This window comes from Streptomyces sp. GC420, from assembly GCF_009916105.1.
Lineage (GTDB): Bacteria > Actinomycetota > Actinomycetes > Streptomycetales > Streptomycetaceae > Streptomyces.
Genome location: NZ_JAAAXQ010000170.1, coordinates 1 through 16518, shown reverse-complemented (window position 1 = coordinate 16518; position 16518 = coordinate 1). Strand labels below are relative to the sequence as shown.

General features: G+C 71.8%; 13 protein-coding genes. 6 read left to right on the top strand and 7 right to left on the bottom strand.

Annotated features, from left to right (window positions below; genetic code table 11):
* Window positions 1-18: 18 nt before the first annotated feature.
* Both GUY61_RS21030 and GUY61_RS21025 read right to left on the bottom strand, forming a co-directional pair.
* Window positions 19-1269, bottom strand: coding sequence for an MFS transporter (locus tag GUY61_RS21030; RefSeq protein WP_166631769.1), 1251 nt, complete (start codon window positions 1267-1269; stop codon window positions 19-21).
* A 79-nt stretch (window positions 1270-1348) separates the two neighbouring features.
* On the bottom strand, window positions 1349-1882 hold the full coding sequence (locus GUY61_RS21025) for an SDR family oxidoreductase (protein WP_166631768.1): 534 nt from the start codon (window positions 1880-1882) through the stop codon (window positions 1349-1351).
* 144 nt (window positions 1883-2026) lie between these two features.
* Here GUY61_RS21025 and GUY61_RS21020 point away from each other — a divergent pair, with 144 nt between their 5' ends.
* On the top strand, window positions 2027-5767 hold the full coding sequence (locus GUY61_RS21020; protein ID WP_166631767.1) for a BTAD domain-containing putative transcriptional regulator: 3741 nt from the start codon (window positions 2027-2029) through the stop codon (window positions 5765-5767).
* A gap of 28 nt (window positions 5768-5795) precedes the next feature.
* Here GUY61_RS21020 and GUY61_RS21015 read toward each other — a convergent pair whose 3' ends face one another.
* On the bottom strand, window positions 5796-6485 hold the full coding sequence (locus tag GUY61_RS21015) for a ScbR family autoregulator-binding transcription factor (RefSeq protein ID WP_166631766.1): 690 nt from the start codon (window positions 6483-6485) through the stop codon (window positions 5796-5798).
* Window positions 6486-6597: 112 nt separating this feature from the next.
* Between GUY61_RS21015 and GUY61_RS21010 the strand changes: the two genes are divergently transcribed.
* The 3 genes from GUY61_RS21010 to GUY61_RS21000 all read left to right on the top strand — a co-directional run bounded on the left by GUY61_RS21010 (window position 6598) and on the right by GUY61_RS21000 (window position 9797).
* Window positions 6598-7650 (top strand): ScbA/BarX family gamma-butyrolactone biosynthesis protein, encoded by a 1053-nt coding sequence (locus tag GUY61_RS21010; protein WP_166631765.1) that lies wholly within the window; start codon window positions 6598-6600, stop codon window positions 7648-7650.
* Window positions 7651-7825: 175 nt separating this feature from the next.
* Window positions 7826-9055 (top strand): acyl-CoA dehydrogenase family protein, encoded by a 1230-nt coding sequence (locus tag GUY61_RS21005; RefSeq protein ID WP_166631764.1) that lies wholly within the window; start codon window positions 7826-7828, stop codon window positions 9053-9055.
* A 55-nt stretch (window positions 9056-9110) separates the two neighbouring features.
* Window positions 9111-9797, top strand: a complete 687-nt coding sequence (locus GUY61_RS21000; protein ID WP_313896768.1) for an HAD family hydrolase — start codon at window positions 9111-9113, stop codon at window positions 9795-9797.
* Here GUY61_RS21000 and GUY61_RS20995 read toward each other — a convergent pair.
* Together GUY61_RS20995 and rox are read right to left on the bottom strand one after the other, a co-directional pair.
* Window positions 9755-10339 carry a TetR/AcrR family transcriptional regulator gene (locus GUY61_RS20995; RefSeq protein WP_313896767.1) on the bottom strand — a complete coding sequence of 195 codons (585 nt, stop codon included), beginning with the start codon at window positions 10337-10339 and terminating at the stop codon, window positions 9755-9757. The two genes, GUY61_RS21000 and GUY61_RS20995, sit on opposite strands and share 43 nt — an antisense overlap.
* Before the next feature lie 702 nt (window positions 10340-11041).
* Window positions 11042-12478 (bottom strand): rifampin monooxygenase, encoded by a 1437-nt coding sequence (gene rox, locus GUY61_RS20990; protein WP_166631762.1) that lies wholly within the window; start codon window positions 12476-12478, stop codon window positions 11042-11044.
* Between the two features lie 242 nt (window positions 12479-12720).
* On the opposite strand from rox, the gene GUY61_RS20985 reads away from it, so the two are divergent.
* Complete coding sequence (locus GUY61_RS20985) at window positions 12721-13191, top strand: SRPBCC domain-containing protein (RefSeq protein WP_166631761.1); 471 nt, start codon at window positions 12721-12723, stop codon at window positions 13189-13191.
* Window positions 13192-13369: 178 nt separating this feature from the next.
* Here GUY61_RS20985 and GUY61_RS20980 read toward each other — a convergent pair whose 3' ends face one another.
* Window positions 13370-14467: a PP2C family protein-serine/threonine phosphatase gene (locus GUY61_RS20980; RefSeq protein WP_243766620.1), complete on the bottom strand. Its 1098-nt coding sequence runs from the start codon at window positions 14465-14467 to the stop codon at window positions 13370-13372.
* A gap of 339 nt (window positions 14468-14806) precedes the next feature.
* Here GUY61_RS20980 and GUY61_RS20975 point away from each other — a divergent pair, with 339 nt between their 5' ends.
* Window positions 14807-15118 (top strand): hypothetical protein, encoded by a 312-nt coding sequence (locus tag GUY61_RS20975; protein ID WP_166631759.1) that lies wholly within the window; start codon window positions 14807-14809, stop codon window positions 15116-15118.
* A gap of 140 nt (window positions 15119-15258) precedes the next feature.
* Here GUY61_RS20975 and GUY61_RS20970 read toward each other — a convergent pair.
* A partial coding sequence (locus tag GUY61_RS20970) for a hypothetical protein (protein ID WP_208106259.1) occupies window positions 15259-16518 on the bottom strand: 1260 nt, incomplete at its 5' end.

Sequence of the window (16518 nt, the reverse complement as noted above, 5' to 3'; positions counted from 1 at the left end):
GCCTCGCCCTGCGTCGCCCTAGGCGGTCGGGCGCTTGGCGGGGAAGCCGTGCCTGCGGGCGGCCACGACGACGGCGAGCACCGGCAGTAGGAGAAGCAGCACCGTCCAGGAGAAGGAGTCGCTGCCGATCGCGTCGAGGAGGATGCCGCCGACGATGCCGCCGCCGGCCATCGCGACGTTCCACAGGGTCACGAGCATCGCCTGGGCAGCGTCGGCCTGCTCACCGCCAGCATCGCCCACCGCCGTCTGCAGCAGGGTGGGAACACCGCCCCAGCCCAGGCCCCACAGGGCGGAGGCCAGGTAGACCAGGGCCGTGTTGTCGGCGAGCACCGCGAGCAGCGCGGCCGACACGGCGACCAGCAGTGTGCTGGCGATCGTCAGCGAGCGCAGCCGGCGGTGGATCTGCGCACCCACGATCCAGATGCTCAGCAGCGAGGCGGCGCCGAATACGAGCAGCACCAGGTCGGTGCTGCCGCCCAGGCCCAGATCGTCGAGGAACGTGGCGATATAGGCGTACAGGATGGTGTGGGCCAGGACGAAGACCAGCGTCACGAAAAGAACTGGGGTCACACCGGGCACGCGCAGCGTGCGCAGCATCTTCGGCCGTTCGCCGCGTCCCTGGCCCGGGTAGTCCGGGACGGCCGCGGAGATCCACACCAGAAGCAGAACCGTGAGTCCGGTCATCGCCAGGAACGCCACGCGCCAGCCGAGTGTCTCACCGAGGAAGGTACCGGCCGGCACGCCCAGTGAGAGGGCGACCGGGATACCCGCCATGGCGACCGCGATTGCCTTGCCCTGGAGCGGGACGGGAGCCATACGCCGTGCGTAACCGGCGAGCAGTGCCCAGGCCAGACCGGCCGCGACGCCCGCGACGAACCGAGCGACCATCGTCAGGCCGTAGACCGACGACACGGCCGTGACCGTATTCGCCACGGCGAAGCCCACCATGGCCGCCAGCAGCAGCCGCTTGCGCCGCCAGCCCGCGGTGGCCGCGGTCAGCGGGATCGCGGTCAGAGCGGTGCCGATCGCGTAGATGGTGACCGTCTGGCCGGTTGCGGACTCGCTCACATGGAGGTCCTTGCTCATCGCGGGCAGCAGGCCGGCGGGCAGGGTCTCGGTGAGGCTGGTGATGAAGACGGCGGTGGCGAGGGCAAGGAGGGCGAGGAGCGGCAGCTTCTGCCGCTCCTCGCCTCCGCTCCCCGCCCCGGCGGGTGGCGAGGAGCGGCTCTCCGCGCCGGGAGCGGCGGTGGTGTCGGGTGAGGTGCTCATGTGGTGTGCTCCGGGAGTTTCGGGGACGGGTGTGTTCGTGCGGCACGTCGTATGCGTGGGGCGGTGACGTGCGCGATGGTCAGGAGTGGCCGATGCCGCCGTCCACGGGGAGCTGGGCACCCGTCGTGAACGTCGCTTCCGTGGCCAGGAAGAGCGCGGCTCGGGCCACCTCCTCGGCGGAGCCGAGCCGACCGAGGGGCGGCAGCGGAGCGGTGTCCGAGGGCGCCGCTCCGATGCAGCCCGGGGCCACCGCGTTGACGCGGATGCTGCGCGAGACGAGCTCGGCGGCGAGCGCGCGCACGGCCGCCGAGGGCGGGGCGGGGGCGGTGAGGACCACTGCGCCGCCATCCCTGAGGTGGGGCAGCAGCGGGCGCGCCGTGGCCACTGCGTCGGCGAACAGGAGGTCGGCACCTTCGGCGCCGGCAAGGCCGTCGGCGGTCTCGACGACGCGGGCGGCGGAGCCCAGTTCCGCGCCCGCGTGCGCGCGTTCCTCGGCGGTACGGGCGGTCAGCAGGACCTGCGCACCACCCTCCACGAGCCGCTTGGCGATGGCCAGGCCGATACCGGTGTCCTGGCCGACGACGACGGCCCTCCTGCCCGCGTACCTGGTCATGCCTGCCGCTCCCTCCTGGCTCCTGGCGAGTCCTTCCGCTCGACTGTGCGCGAGGGCGCTTCGGGACCGCTGATGGTTCGCTGATGGTCCGCTGACGGCAGGCGACGCGGGCCGGCGGGCACGCGTCCATGTACGGTGGCGGGCATGCGGTTTGGGGTACTGGGGCCACTCGTGGTGTGGGACGACGGGGGCGAGGCGGTCAGGGTCCCCGAGGTCAAGGTCCGGGCACTGCTGGCGGACCTGCTCGTGCACGACGGGAGACCGGTTTCCGCCGACCGGCTCATCCAGGACCTGTGGGGTGACGAGCCGCCCGGTAAGCCCGCGGGCGCCCTCCAGGCCAAGGTCTCCCAACTGCGCCGGGTGCTCGGCCGGGACCGCGTGGTGCTCCAGGCGCCCGGCTACAGGCTCCGGCTCGACCGGGCCGCCCGCGAGGTGGACGCCGACAGGTTCCGCACCCTCGTGGCCGACGCCCGCACCTTACGGGACCCGCGCGACCGGGCGGCGCTCCTCACCGAGGCCCTCGACCTGTGGCGGGGGCCCGCGTACGCGGACTTCGCCGACGAGGAGTTCGTACGGGCAGCGGCGCAGCGCCTCGCCGAGCAGCGGCTCTCGGTTCTGGAGGAGCAGGCCGAGGCACGGCTCCTCGCGGGCGACCACTTCCTCCTCGCCGGAGAACTCGCCGACCTCGTTGCCCGTCACCCGCTGCGCGAGCGTCTGCGCGCCGTCCAGATGCGCGCCCTCTACCTCACGGGCCGCCAGAGCGAGGCCCTGGCCACTTACGAGGATCTGCGGGCCCGCCTTGCCGGCGAGCTGGGCGTCGATCCCGGCCCAGCCCTGAGCGCCCTTCACCAGGCCGTCCTCCGCCAGGACCCGCGCCTGGGCGACGGCCTCCTGCCCGCCTCGCCCCTTCGGAAGGCGATCCCAGGGGCGCCGGGAGACGGGGCCGCCCCCTCGCCCTCCGCCTCATCCGCGCCGGCGCCGGGGGCTTCCGCAGCGGGGGCCGGGGTGTCCAGCCCCGGTCATGCGGGGTCCGGCCCGTCCCGGCCCGGGGCCGCGGCGTTCGGACCGTCAGGCCCTGGGCCTGAAGGGCCTGGCCCGTCCGGGGCGGCCAGCGTGGAGGCGGGCCCGTCCGGTCCCGATCCCGAAGGGGCAGTGCCGACCGGGCCACGGCCCGTGGCGCCGGCCCCGTCCGGCCAGGAGTCCGTGGCACCCGGACCCGCGCCTGAGGAGCCGGGGCGGGGACACGCCGTACCCCGGGGGCCGAGGCCCGGCCCGCAGGGAGCGGCCGCCGTGCCGCCAAAACCTCCGACACCGCGCCCCGCGCCCCTGGGCGCTGCGGTTTCCGCCACCCCGGGAGGCGCGCACTCGAACCTGCCGGTACCGCTGACCCATCTCGTCGGACGGGACCAGGCGGTCGGCAGGGTGTCCCGACTCCTCGCCACCGCACGTCTGGTGACGCTCACCGGTGCCGGCGGGGTCGGCAAGACGCGGCTGGCCTTGGCAGCGGCGACGGCGGAGGCGGACGACGCCGCGGCCGGTGAACCGTTTGACGGCATCTGGCTCGTGGAGTTCGCGGGCGTCCGCGGTGCTGCCACCTCCGCCGACCTGGCCCAGTTGGTCGCCACCACCCTGGGAATCCGGGACGACGCCCCGGCCGTGCTGCCGGGCGCGGGCGCGGGCGCCGCGTCCCCCGCGTACCGGCTTGCCGCGGCGCTGCGGGACCGCCGCACCCTGCTCGTCCTCGACAACTGCGAGCACGTCGTCGACGCGGCGGCGGAACTCACCGAGTTGCTGCTGCGCAGCGCCCCCGGGCTGCGGGTACTGGCCACCAGCCAGGAGCCGTTGGGCCTGGTGGGCGAGGCAGTGTTCCAGGTCGAGCCGCTGCAGACCGGCGACGCCGTAAGGCTGTTCATCGAGCGCGCGGCCGCCTGCGATCCGGCCTTCCCTCGCGATCCCGAAGAGGGCGACCCGTCCGATCGTGAGGCAGTCGCCGAGATCTGTCGCCGCCTTGACTGCATTCCGCTCGCCCTGGAACTCGCCGCGACCCGCGTACGCACGCTCGGCGTCAGAGAGCTGGCGATCCGTCTCGGCGACCGGTTCCGAGTGCTGACCTCCCGCCAGCGCGGCGCGCCGGCGCGCCAGCAGACCCTGCGGGCCGTGATCGACTGGAGCTGGGAACTGCTGAGCGCGCCCGAGCGCATCGTGCTGCGCCGTCTCGCGGCGCACAGTGACGGCTGCGTCCTGGACGCCGCCGAGGCAACCTGCGCGGGCGACGGCGTCACCCGCGAGGAAGTGCTCGACCTGGTGACGCGGCTCGTCGACCGTTCCCTCGTGTTCGTCGTGGACGGGCCCACGGGGCGGCGCTACCGCCTGCTGGAGTCCGTCGCCGTGTACGCGACCGAGCGGCTGCACGAGATGGCCGACCTTGCCGCCGTACGAGACCGCCACCTGCGGTACTACCTCGCCCTCGCCGAACGCGCGGAGCCCTGTCTGCGCGGCCCGGACCAGCGGGCGTGGCTCACCCGCCTGGACGCCGAGGCGGGCAATCTGCGCGCGGCCCTCGACGAGGCGGTGCGCCGGGCGGCGGGTGGCGCCGCCGGGGCCCGGGCCGACGAGGCGGTGCGGCTCGCCACCGCCCTGGCCTGGTGGTGGTTGCTGCGCGGCCGCCTCACCGAGGCGCGCCGCAGCCTCGCCGCGGTCCTCGGCACGGCAGCGGAGTCGCCCTCCGAACTTGCCTTGCTGCACGGCGCGTTCGCGTTCCTGACCGGCGACCACGCCGAGGCGGACGCGATCGCCTCCGCCGTCGCGTCCGCCGACTCCCTGGCCGACCGCGTCCGCCGTGGCCGAGCCTTGTGGTTGTGCGCGTACGGCCTCTTCAGCGCGGGCGACGCCGCCGCGGGCGGGGAGCTGAACACGCGTGCCCTCGCTCTCTTCACCGAGGCGGGCGACCAGTGGGGTACCGCTGCCGCGCTCGGACTCCGCGCCACGCTCGCACTGGTCCGCGGCGACCTCGCGGGAGTCGGCCGCGACGGACTGCGCAGCGCGGCGCTGTTCCGCAAACTGGGCGACCGGTGGGGTGAGTTGCAGACCGTCTCACCCCTCGCAGCGCTCGCCGAGATCAAGGGCGAGTACGACGACGCGGCGCGTCGGCAGCGCGAAGGGCTGGACATCGCGAAGGAGTTGGGTCTGGAAGCCGAGGTGTCGGCCCGGCTGTCCGGGCTGGGCCGGCTTGCTTTGCTGGCCCGCGACTGGGAGCGCGGCCGCGACCTGCACGAGCAGGCCCGCCGTATCGCCGTGGAACAGGGCTACAAGTACGGGGAGATCCACTCCGAGATGGGACTCGCGCTCGGGGCCCGCCGCTCCGGCGACCTCGACGCCGCCGAGACACACCTGCTGCACATCCAGGATGGCTACGCCGACATGTCGTCGCAGGCGGGCGACCACCTCCTCCTCGCCGAACTCGGCTTCCTCGCCGAACTCCGGGGCGACGCGGCTCGGGCCGCCGAGCATCACCTGCGTGGCTGGGACGTCGCCCGCCTGCTCGACGAGCCGCGTGCCCTCGCACTGTCTCTGGAGGGCCTGGCGGGAGCGGCCGTCCTGCACGATCTGGAGCCCGGTGCCGCGTGCGCGGCGCTGCTGCTCGGTGCGGCCGACGCGTCGCGCCGCGGTGCGGGTGCCCCGCTGCCGCCCGCCGAGCGCGGCGACGTGGACCGTGTCGCGGTGGCGGCTCGGGCGGCCCTGGGGGAGGCCGCCTACACGGAGACGTACGGGCATGGCGCGAGGCTCGCCGCTCACGAGGCGGTGCGCCATGCGTGCGAGGTCCTCGGCTGGCCGCGGGCGGGCGAGGACGGCGGAGCGGTGGCCGAGGTGCGGCGGCCGCGGTGACGCGCGGCCGGGGCGATCCGCGCTCGCTTCAGCCGTGCGGGGCCGACGGGCAGAGCTCGATGTCCTCCTCGACGCACGGAATGACCGTGCGGACCACGGCGATCGTGCGCTCCAGCAGGTCGGCACGGTTGCTGAGTACCCAGGAGATGTGCTGCGCCCCGAAGAAGGCGGAGACGAGCACGGTGGCGAGCGTGGTGGGCGAGGAGAGCGCCTGCTTCGCGACCGCGTTGCCACTCTCCTCGGCCTCCGCGGCCCCCTTGGCCAGCCACGATGTGATCAGGCTGGTGTATCCCTCGTAGGGAAGCGGGAGCTGGGCGCCGATCAGCTGCCGCTCCAGTTGCAGGCGCGCCCCGGCCTGGATGGCGGTCTCGTCCCGGAACGCCACGGCCGTCCGGATGAGTAGCTCCGCGACGGCGCTGACGGGCGGGATCTCCAACTCCTCGACCGAGCGGGCGATCTCCCCGATCCGCCGGTAGAACAGTTCGGTCACCGCGACCGCGAGGGCGTCCTTGTTCTCGTAGTGGAAGTAGACCGCGCCCTTGGTCATACCGGCGGCCTGCGCCACGTCCAGAATCGTGACCGCGGGGTAACCCTTGGCGGCGAACGCCGCCGCGGCCGAGGCGAGTACGCGCTCTCTGGTCCGAATCGCCCGCTCCTGCTTCAGCTCCTTTGTGTTGGCGGGAGCCGCAGCGCTGAATATGTCACCGGAGTGTGTCATGGCCATTTCCCCTCTGTTGAAGAAACCTGCTCGAAGGTATATTTGTCGCCCATGGGGGAATGGGAGGCCACCCTGAGCGGCCTGCCCCCGCGGATCTCTAGGGGGAGAGACGATGAGACACCAGCAACCGTTGCACGAAGCGGCCGTTGGCGAGGGGTGGCAGGAACCGGGGCGCGAACTCGCCTTCGAGCAGACCGTCTTGCGCCACCTCGTGCATCGCGCGGCGGTCGCCGAGGTCTTCGTCACGGACGCCGTGGTGCTCGGCGAGGGCCATTTCCTGGTCGGCAGTCAGTGGCCCCGCGACCACGCGCTCTACCATCCCGATGCCCAGCGCCGCAGTGACAGCCTGCTGTTCGCCGAGACGATCCGGCAGTCCCTCGTCTATCTGGCCCACTGGCACTACCGGATCCCGCTCACCCATCGATTCGTGGGCTACGACCTGGACTTCGAGATAACCGACCCCGGCGCCCTGTGGGTGGGCGGCCGGCCGATGCCGGTGAAACTCGAGGCGTGGTGGCACTGGATCGACCACAAGCCGCCCCGCCGCTACGGCGCCCGGCTCGACGTGCGGTTCTCGGTCGGCGAGCGCATCTGCGGCCGAGGCGGTCTGCGGGTGGTGGCGCTCGACGAGCGCGGCTACCGGATACTGCGTGGGCGAGGCGGCCCGGCCGGACCGCTGCCCGCCGTCCCGCCCGCGGCACCGCCAGGGAGGCTTGCCCCCGGACTCGTCGGTCGGCTTCGCGCCAAGGACAGTGTCCTGGCTCCCGGCACGACGCCGGACGAGTGGCAGCTGCGGGTGGACCTCAACCACGCCATTCTGTTCGACCACCCCACGGATCACCTGCCGATGATGGTGCTCCTCGAAGGGTTCCGGCAGCTCGGCCATCTGCTGGTTCATGACGCCGGGACCGGTCGCGGCACAGCCGCGCACACGCTCGTCTCGGCGTTCATCGACTGCCACGCCTTCGGTGAACTCGACCTGGCCACCCGGCTCGTCGTGCGCGAGGACACTGTCACATCCTCCGCCGCCGCTGCCGAACGCAGACTGTGCATGGAGGCGTTGCAGGGCGACACGGCGATAGCGACCTGCCGTTCCGTCTGGGCGTCGGCGCATCGGGCAGTGACGGAGGAGCGGTTCCCCGGCCTGCCCCTGCCTTGCGCGTAGCCTCTCGGAACGCAACAACCCATGTCCTGCCACTTCTTCGCACCGGGTCGCGCCAGGCGACCCCAATTCATACCGCTGAGAAGGAATCGTACCCGGAGGATGGCCGAAACTCGAAGGGCCGCGGGAATTGCGTGGTTGGGCGTCCTCTCCGCGGTCTTTTGTACGAAGGGAAGCCATGACTGAGACCGCCGCCCCGCTCCATCGGCCCGGCCGGGGCTGCCTGCCCGGGGAACTGCCGTCCGCAGCGGTACGGCAGGCGGCCGAGACCGCCCGCCGCGACGCCCCCGCCGCCCGTCACGCCCGCCGCCTGACGGCCGCCACCGCCGACTCCCTCACGGCCGCGGGATTCGCCGGCCACTTCGTCCCCCGCGACCGGGGCGGCGCCGAGGGTACTTTCGGTGACCTCCTCGAGGCCTCGGTGACGGTCGGCGAGCAGTGCGCCTCGGCCGCATGGTGCGCCACGCTGTGGGCGGCACACGCGCGCTTCGCGGCACTGCTCCCGGAGGAGGGACAGAAGGAGATCTGGTCCGAGTCCCCCCACGCCCGCATCGCCGCCGTTCTCATGCCTCCGTCGGGTGCCGCCACCCGAACAGAGGACGGTTGGCTGGTACAGGGCGAATGGCCACTGGCCAGTGGTGTCGACCACGCGGACTGGGTGCTCCTCGCGGCAACGGAGACGGCCGTCCTGCGGCGCCCGGCCCGGGCGGGTGCGTCGGACCGTCCGCTGACGACCGAGTCCGGGCAGCACGCGGTGCGGGTCTTCGCCGTGCCGCGGGCTGCCGTGCTGGTCCGGGACACCTGGAACAGTGCCGGTCTGAGCGCCACGGGCACCAACACGGTCGTGCTCGCGGAGCCGACCGCGGTTCCCGCCCGACGCAGCATGTCCCTTGCCACCCTGCTTGCCGGTGAAACACGGGAGGGCGCGGCCCGGTGCCACGCCGCGCCCGCGCACCTTGCGGGAGGGGTCCTCTTCTGCGGCCCCGCGCTCGGGGCCGCCCGACGGGCCCTGGCACGTTGCGCGGAGTGGGCGCGGACGGCCGGGCCCGGCGGGGTCCGGCCGTTGGAGCGGGCATCCGTACGGGAACGGATCGCGCGCTCGGCGGCCGAGATCGAGGCGGTCGGGCTGCTGCTGCGGGAGGCGGCCAGGAGGGCCGATTACGAGCCGGTTACGCCCGGGTCCGTCGCCCGCAACCGGCGGGACACCTCCGTGGCCGCCGACTGGCTGGCCACCGCCGTCGACAGGCTTCTGCGCACGGGCGGGGCGCACCTCCGCGACCCCGACGGTGTCCTGTACCGCGCCTGGGCCGACGTGCTGACCGTCGCCTCCCACGGTTCCCTGCGACTCGAACCTGCCGCCGAGGCGTACGCATCCTCACTCGATGATCCCGAGGCCGTCGATGCCTGACCTCCCGAATCGACCCCGCGCCTCCCCACCGGCCCCGCCCGCACACCCGGTCCTCGTGTTCAGCGACGTCGACGAGACGCTGTACAGCGGCAAGAGCCTCTTCGACTTCCTCGACTTCTACTTCACCGGACTGTACGGGCCCGAAGGAGCCGGCCATGTGGCAGAGACTCGCCGCCGTATCGCCGTCCTGGCCGATACGGGCGCCCCGCGCGAGACCGCCAACCGGGCCTACTACGAGGCCTGGCGGGGTGAACGCATCGCCGTCGTAAGGGAGTGGGGAACCAGGTGGTTCGCGCAGCGCAGCCGCGCGGACGGCTTCTATGTACCCGCCGTCCGCGCGGCGTTGCGCACGCACCGGCACCGCGGGGACCGGATCGCCCTCGTCTCGGGCTCCTTCTCCGCCGTGCTCGATCCCATCGCGTCCGACATCGGCGCCCGCCACGTGCTGTGCACACGGCCGGAGTTGAGCGACGGCGTCTACACCGGGGACGTCTCCGGAGAGCCCTGCATCGGCGAGGGCAAGCGCAGGGCGGTGCGAGAACTCGTCGCCCGCTACCCGCACATCATGCCGGCCGACTGCCACGGCTACGGTGACCACCTGTCCGACCTGCCCATGCTCACCGAGGTTGGCCATCCCGTGGTCGTCGGCGGGAGCCCGGAGCTGCTTGCCCGGCTCCCTCGGGCCCGGGTGCTGCCGCGTCACGCGGCGGTGTCGCCCACCGCAAGCAACTGCCACACCTGACGGACCTGCTGGGTGCTGTGGGCCAGCGACGCTTCCGACGGTGCGCTGTGGTACGAACCGAAGATCAGCGACAGGAACAGTGAGCTGGTCAGCTCCGGACTGTGCGTGGCGGCCAGTTCCTTCTGGTCCTGGGCTTCCCCGACGAGCCTGGTCAGCGCGGCCGACAGGCCCGTCACGACCTCCGGTGCCGAACCGCGCGCAAGTGCCTCCTCGTAGGCGAGCCGCAGCCCGGCACGGAACCGGAGGTCCGTGTGCATCTGGTGGACGAAGCCGACCGTGACGCAGCGCAGGGTCGCCAGGGGCGGATGGCCGTCGCCGATCTTCCGCAGCAGATCGCGCCACGCCTCGTCGAACGCCGACGTGAACACGGCGGCGAGGGCGTCCTTCGACGGGAAATGTGCGTAGAGAGCACCCTTGGTCATGCCCACCTGGGAGGCGATGCGCTGCAGATTGGCCCCTGCATAGCCGTGCCGTGCGAATTCGTCGGCCGACGCGTCCAGGAACCGCTCATGTGTCCTTGCCGCTCTCTCCTGTTTCGCCACGGTGCCCCTCCGGAGTCGCTCGATCACCGAGAATAACAGTCTCAGGAGAATCTTTTTTCGTGCGGGGTCCTCTTACCGAGCTTCTGGCGGCACGGCAACCGCTCGATCCGGCCTACGTGGTGACGGAACACACGGGCCGGGCCCGGTGGACGCACACGGTCCCTCCGCGGAACGCCCCGTGCCGCCGGCTGAACGCCTCGCACTCCACAACCGGCCGGTTACGGTTGCACCTTGCGCGCCCCCGCGTCCGACGACGGAACTCGCACCCTACCGCGGCCGGTGGCGCACAGAACCGGGCGGCGCGCACCGTCTCGAGTGCGAGGGCGGCCACAGGCTCCCCGTTGCGGCAAGGGCGGGTGACGCGGGCGCGTTCGCGCGTCGCCGACCAGAGATGGGGCGCCATCGGTCGTGACGCGCCGCATGCGGGTCACAGCGCCGAAGATGCCGCGGCGGGAGACATCCGGCGCCTTCACGCCGACGCGTCAGCAGGCCGGGGTCGCATGTCACCGGCGACGCTCCGGTCCGCGAGTTCCGGGTCAGCGCGTGCGGGGGCGCAGGGCGACCTGGCTGTCACGGCGTTCCGGCCGACAGGTCGGGCGCCCGGCCGCCGCTGGACGCCGTCCCGCACGACCCGGGGCCAGGTGCCGCATGCGCGGTGCTGCTGCGCGGCGTGGCCGGCGGCGGGCACGCCGGGGTGTGCGCTCAACCGGCGGCAGCGCCGAACCACTTGGGCAGCCGGCCGAGCAGGTCCTGCTGGTCCTCGCCCACCCACGCCACGTGGCCGTCCGGCCGCAGCAGCACCGCGGGCACGTCCAGTTCGTCGCTGACTTCGACGACGTGGTCGACCCGGTCCTCCCAGCCCTCCACCGAGAGCCGGCCGGTCTGGTCGAGCAGCAGCCCGCGGCCGTCGTGCATCAGCTCGTAGAGGCGGCCCCGCTTCAGTGAAAGGTCCCGCATCCGTCGGCCGAGCAGTTCGTGGCCCTCCCCGAAGTCGTAGCGGACCCCGACAGCGGTGATCATCTCGGTCACGTACCTGTTCACCTCCTCGAAGTCCATCAGAGTCGAGAACAGCTCCCGCAGCGCGGTCGCACCCGGATCGGTTCCCAGCAGCGTGATCTGCGCCCGGGTGTTGTCCAGCACGCGGGCGCCCACCGGTTGCCGTTCGTCGTGGTAGGTGTCCAGCAGCCCTTCCGGTGCCCAGCCGTGCACCTCGGCGGCCAGCTTCCAGCCGAGGTTGAACGCGTCCTGCACGCCGAGGTTCAGCCCCTGCCCACCGGTCGGCGGGTGGATGTGCGCCGCGTCACCGGCCAGCAGCACCCGGCCGACGCGGTAACGCTCGGCCTGCCGGGTGGCGTCGCCGAACCGGGACAGCCAGCGCGGCGAGTGAACGCCGAAGTCGGTGCCCGCGAACGCCCGCAGCTGCTTCTTGAAATCCTCGAGGGTCGGCGCGGCCGCACGGTCCTCGGCCACCCCTTCGGCGGGTACGACGATGCGGTACACCCCCTCGTTCCCGTCCCCGACGAGGACGGCGCCGAACCGCAGTTGAGTCTTGCGGACCTCCTCGACGACGGCGGCCAGCGTCACCGGATCCTCCGTCACCTCCATGTCGCCCAGCAGCGTCTCCACCTTGGCCGGCTCACCGGGGAAGCCGACGCCGAGCAGCCTGCGCACCGCGCTGCGGCCGCCGTCGCACCCGACGAGGTAGCGCGAGCGCAGTCGTGTGCCGTCCGCCAGCCCGACCGTGACCCCGCCCTCGTCCTGGGTCAGCCCGACCACTTCGCAGCCGCGCCGGATCTCGGCACCGAGTTCGAGCGCGCGCTCGCCCAGCAGCCGCTCGGTGACCGGCTGCGGAGTGGCCAGGCCGTACGGGTGCGCCGTGTCCAGCCGGTCCGGCCACGGCTTGACAATGCCGCCGAAGAGACCGCCGACCCGGAACTTCTCACTGACCGCCAGGAACCGGTCCAGCAGACCGCGCTGGTCCATCATCTCGACGCTGCGTGCGTGCAGCCCGCGCCCGCGGGACTGCCCGGTCGGCGCGGCCAACTTCTCCAGCACGACCGTTCGCACGTCGTGCAGCCGGAGCTCGCCGGCCAGCATCAACCCGGTCGGTCCACCGCCGGCAACGATCACGTCGATCATCACAGCCCCATTTCCGCATTCCTCTGCTTCGGCCGGCGATTCTGCGGCACGACCGGGTCCTTGCCGCAAGCCCCCCGGTGCGCTATACGTTAAGAGTGGCAAGGAGTGGGTGTCTCCTTGCCCTCGTTCTTGTTGTCCGCGCGCTGTTCGCACACACCGTCCGGCATGGCTCGCATACACCGTCCGGCCCGGCATCCGCCGGATGCGTCGCGTCGCCGACGGCCTCCCGCTACGTTGACATCATGTACTCGACGCAGGTGTCCCGGCACGTGAATGCTCCGCGGTCGGTGGTCTACCGGGCGGTTGTGGATGCGGACATGGTCGCGAAGTGGCGTGTTCCGGCCGGCATGAGCAGTCGTGTGCACGAATACGATGCCCGGGAAGGCGGCAGGTTCCGCGTCTCGCTCATCTACGACGCGCCTGTCGGCACCGGCAAGTCGGCCGCACACACGGACACGTACCACGGTCACTTCGCCAGGCTCGTGCCCGACGAGCAGGTGGTCGAAGTGCTCGAGTTCGAGACGGAGGATCCCGCACTGCGCGGCCTGATGACGATGACGACCACGCTCACCGACGCGGACGGCGGCACGGACGTGCTCCTTGTCCACGAAGGCGTCCCGGACGCGGTACCCGCCGCCGACAACGAAACGGGCACGCGCATGGCACTGGCCAGCCTCGCCCGGCTCGTCGAGGCGAACGAGCACTCCGGTTGATCACGCGGCCGGTGCCGCCGGCGTCGGCGCCATGACCGGCCGAGGTCCGGGCTTCCGGGACGCTGCCATCCCGCGTGCGCCGGAAGCCGCGCCGAGCCCCGCGTGATCCTGGCCGCTGCCGGGCGCGCCGGGGCGCCGCGGATCGGACGCGGCCCGGTGGTCCGGCGTGGGCACGGGGTCAGGGGGCCCGGCCGGTGAGGCCCTGGACCTCGAGCTCGCCGTCGAGCCGGTCGACGAGGATCATCGCCACGTCGTCCGTGAGGTTGCCCCCGGTGTGGCGGTTCAGCGCCCGGTGCAGCTGCTCCAGGAACTCCTGCGGGGCGCTGTCGGCGCGCATGGCCTCCATGGCCTCCGGCAGGGCGAAGAAGTCGTTGTGGCGGTTGCGGGCCTCGATCACGCCGTCGGTGTACAGCAGCATGCGGTCACCAGGAACGAACGGATAGCTCTCCGGCGCGGGGGGAGGGCCGGTGATGAGATCCTCCAGGCCGAGAGGCGGCAGCGGTGAGGTGGGCATCAGCGCCGTAGTCCTGCCCCGGTGCATCACCAGGGGCGGCGGATGGCCACGGTTGACCAGCTGCACCACGGGGGCGTGGGAGACCTGCGCGATGAGGGCCGTGGTGAATCCCTCCAGCAGGACCTCCCGGTCGAACGCGCCCGGCACGGCCGCCTCCCGGCGCAGCGCGGCCGAGCAGTGGTTCATGACCTCCATCAGCTCGTCCTCGTAGTGCACGGCCTCCCGGAAGGCACCCAGCGTCACCGCGACGGCCCGTACCGCGGACAGCCCCTTCCCCCGGACGTCCCCCACGATCATCCGGACGCCGAACCGCGTCTGCACGGCCTCGTACAGATCCCCGCCGACCTGTGCCCCCGTCCCGGCCGCCAGGCACAGGCTGGCGGCCCGCACCGGGCCCAGCCGCTCGGGGACGGGCCGCAGCACGACCTCCTGTGCCGCCACGGCGATGCGACGGATCTGGTCCATCTCCCTCCGCGTGCGCGTCTGCACCGCGCTACTGGTGAGGTAACCGGCCACGGAGACCAGGGCCAGAGCCAGGAAGTTGGTGTAGACCTGCAGGGTGGCCCATGCCTGGTTGTACGTCGCCGTGGTCACGCTGATCGCCAGCGCGAGCCCGGCCGCCGCTGTGGTGCCCTTGGGGCCCATCGTCACCGCCGCCAGCGCCGGCATCGCGGTGAGAAGGGGGCCGGTGTAGATGAAGTGGGCGGGCGTGAGCTCGATGACCAGCACGGCCAGCGCGATCACGAAGGGTACACACTGCATCACCATGAACAGGCCCCGGCCATGACCGCCGGCTCCTGGACGAGAGGGTGAGCGCACGAGTGACCACATGCGTTCAGCCTGCCTTGCCGGAGCCCCGGGTTCCACTCGTCGCTCCCACCGCGGCACCGCCGCCCGAGGCGCGACCGACCGGGAGGGCCGCAGGCTGGTCCTCTCCCGGCGGCAGGGCTCGCCCGGCCTCTCGGCGGCGCGGCCGAAATGCCGGAACTCGGCCACGACGGTGAAGCACCACACCAGCCGCAGGTCGAAGGCGGCCGGAGGTGGTGGCGAGTCGGGCACCGCCTCCAGCGTAGCCCTTCGCGCCACGCTGGCACCGCACACATGAAGGCGGAGCACGGCGATACATTGTTCCGCCTGGCGGTTGAGAAGGCCCCGGCGGGATCGGTGCTGCACGGCGTCGCCGACGAGGGCGTGATCATCCGCACGATCGCCGAAGCCGTCGGCCGCCACCTGAACGTACCGGTGACCGCCGTCGCCGCCGAGGACGCCGTCGCTCACTTCGGCTTCCTGGCAGGCCTTCTCGGGCGCGACATCCCGGCCTCGAACACGCTGACCCGCGCACTGCTGGGCCGGCGGCCGGCCCAGCCCGGACTCATCGACGACCTCGACAGCGGCCACTGCTTCGGCAGCTGATTCGAAAAGAGAGCCTGAGCGGGGTCGGGGACCGGCTCGGCGGCCGGTGAGGGCTCCGTCTTCCCGGCCTGCTCCGGTGGCCCCGGACTGCTCCCTTCCTCCGCCCGCGACCACCGGCGGTGATGGCACGGCCGATTCGTCTACTCCTCACTCTTTTTACGGATGGCCATCTTGAGCCAGGTCCCGGCCGTGATTCCCATGTGCTGGTCCAGGTGCCATGCGGCCTGCAGGCAGTAGAGCGCCGGAATACCTATGGTCCCGAACAGCCTGCCTGCGGGAACGAGCGTGGCGAGACGAGTGATGATTCGCGCAGACCGGAACGGGGCATCGGCGTGCTGGCCGTTCTGCAACCAGACGAGGAGGTCCACGTAGTCCTCTCCTACGCGGGTGACTTTCCAGAAGTCTTCCACGCCGATCTCTTTCCACCTATCGGGAAACAGCTTGGCCAGGGTCCGGTTGAGAGCGTGGTCGGACTGGGCCCTGAATATGGCATCAGTGCAGACTTTGGTCGCCTCACCGAGTTGTACGTCCGGCAGTCCTTGGGCGGATGCCGCTCTCTCCTGCTGCTTCTTCATCCGGGCGCTCTGCTCGCCCAGGGCTTTCTGCGCTCTGGCGCGCTCCTCCTCCGACGCGCCGGAGGATGCGATCTGCTCCAGCGAAGAACTCACCTGTTGTGCTGACTTCGCGAGCTCTTCCCGCTCCCGCTCGGGCGTCCTCGGGTGGCGGATCGTCTCCACGGCGACGCCTACCCAGTCCATGACCTCTTTGATCTCGTCTTGCCGCTCCGGAGGCATCCCCGGGCGGAGACTCATGAGTGTGGAAGTCGCCTTCCTCTCGATCCTGATCAGATTTTTCCGAAGCTCGTAAGGTGTCCTCGGGTTGCTGACGACGTCCAGCGCCGAAGTAAGGCGCTCCGCAATCACGGCCAACGTGACCCGCTCCTCCGGCGGCACCTTCGAATCGAGACTCACCTCCAATGCAGAGGTCACCTGCTTCACGATCTCGGTCAACTGCGTGCGCAACTCATGAGGCGTCTCTGGGGCGTTTATCGTCTCCAGTGCGGAGGTCACCCTTTCTGTACTCCTGATGACCTCCTCCCGTTCCTTCGGTGACTTTTTGGGATCGCCGAACATATGGAGAATGGCAGTCAACTTCGCTACCGTCGGTTGCAGCGGTTCCGGGACTTGTCCCTTTTCCCTGTTCAGAATTGCCGTTACGTCCTCGATGTCCTCCTGCTGCTTTGCCAGGGAGTCGGCTGCCGCGTGGCCGTCGTTCTCGGACGCTGACGGCCGGTCAGAGCTCGGACCTTCCCCCGTGGGTGTCGGATCCGTGGGCGTCGGCGGCGGGGAGGTCGGTTCGGTGGATGTCGTCGGCGGCGGGGAGGTCGGTTCGGTGGATGT

Excerpts from the sequence above, each read along its gene's own strand:
- GUY61_RS20980 (WP_243766620.1), bottom strand. The coding sequence starts at position 14,467 with ATGCAGTGTGTACCCTTCGTGATCGCGCTGGCCGTGCTGGTCATCGAG.
- GUY61_RS20975 (WP_166631759.1), top strand. The coding sequence starts at position 14,807 with ATGAAGGCGGAGCACGGCGATACATTGTTCCGCCTGGCGGTTGAGAAG.
- GUY61_RS21025 (WP_166631768.1), bottom strand. The coding sequence starts at position 1,882 with ATGACCAGGTACGCGGGCAGGAGGGCCGTCGTCGTCGGCCAGGACACC.
- GUY61_RS21030 (WP_166631769.1), bottom strand. The coding sequence starts at position 1,269 with ATGAGCACCTCACCCGACACCACCGCCGCTCCCGGCGCGGAGAGCCGC.
- GUY61_RS21005 (WP_166631764.1), top strand. The coding sequence starts at position 7,826 with ATGACTGAGACCGCCGCCCCGCTCCATCGGCCCGGCCGGGGCTGCCTG.
- rox (WP_166631762.1), bottom strand. The coding sequence starts at position 12,478 with ATGATCGACGTGATCGTTGCCGGCGGTGGACCGACCGGGTTGATGCTG.
- GUY61_RS21020 (WP_166631767.1), top strand. The coding sequence starts at position 2,027 with ATGCGGTTTGGGGTACTGGGGCCACTCGTGGTGTGGGACGACGGGGGC.
- GUY61_RS21010 (WP_166631765.1), top strand. The coding sequence starts at position 6,598 with ATGAGACACCAGCAACCGTTGCACGAAGCGGCCGTTGGCGAGGGGTGG.
- GUY61_RS20985 (WP_166631761.1), top strand. The coding sequence starts at position 12,721 with ATGTACTCGACGCAGGTGTCCCGGCACGTGAATGCTCCGCGGTCGGTG.
- GUY61_RS21015 (WP_166631766.1), bottom strand. The coding sequence starts at position 6,485 with ATGACACACTCCGGTGACATATTCAGCGCTGCGGCTCCCGCCAACACA.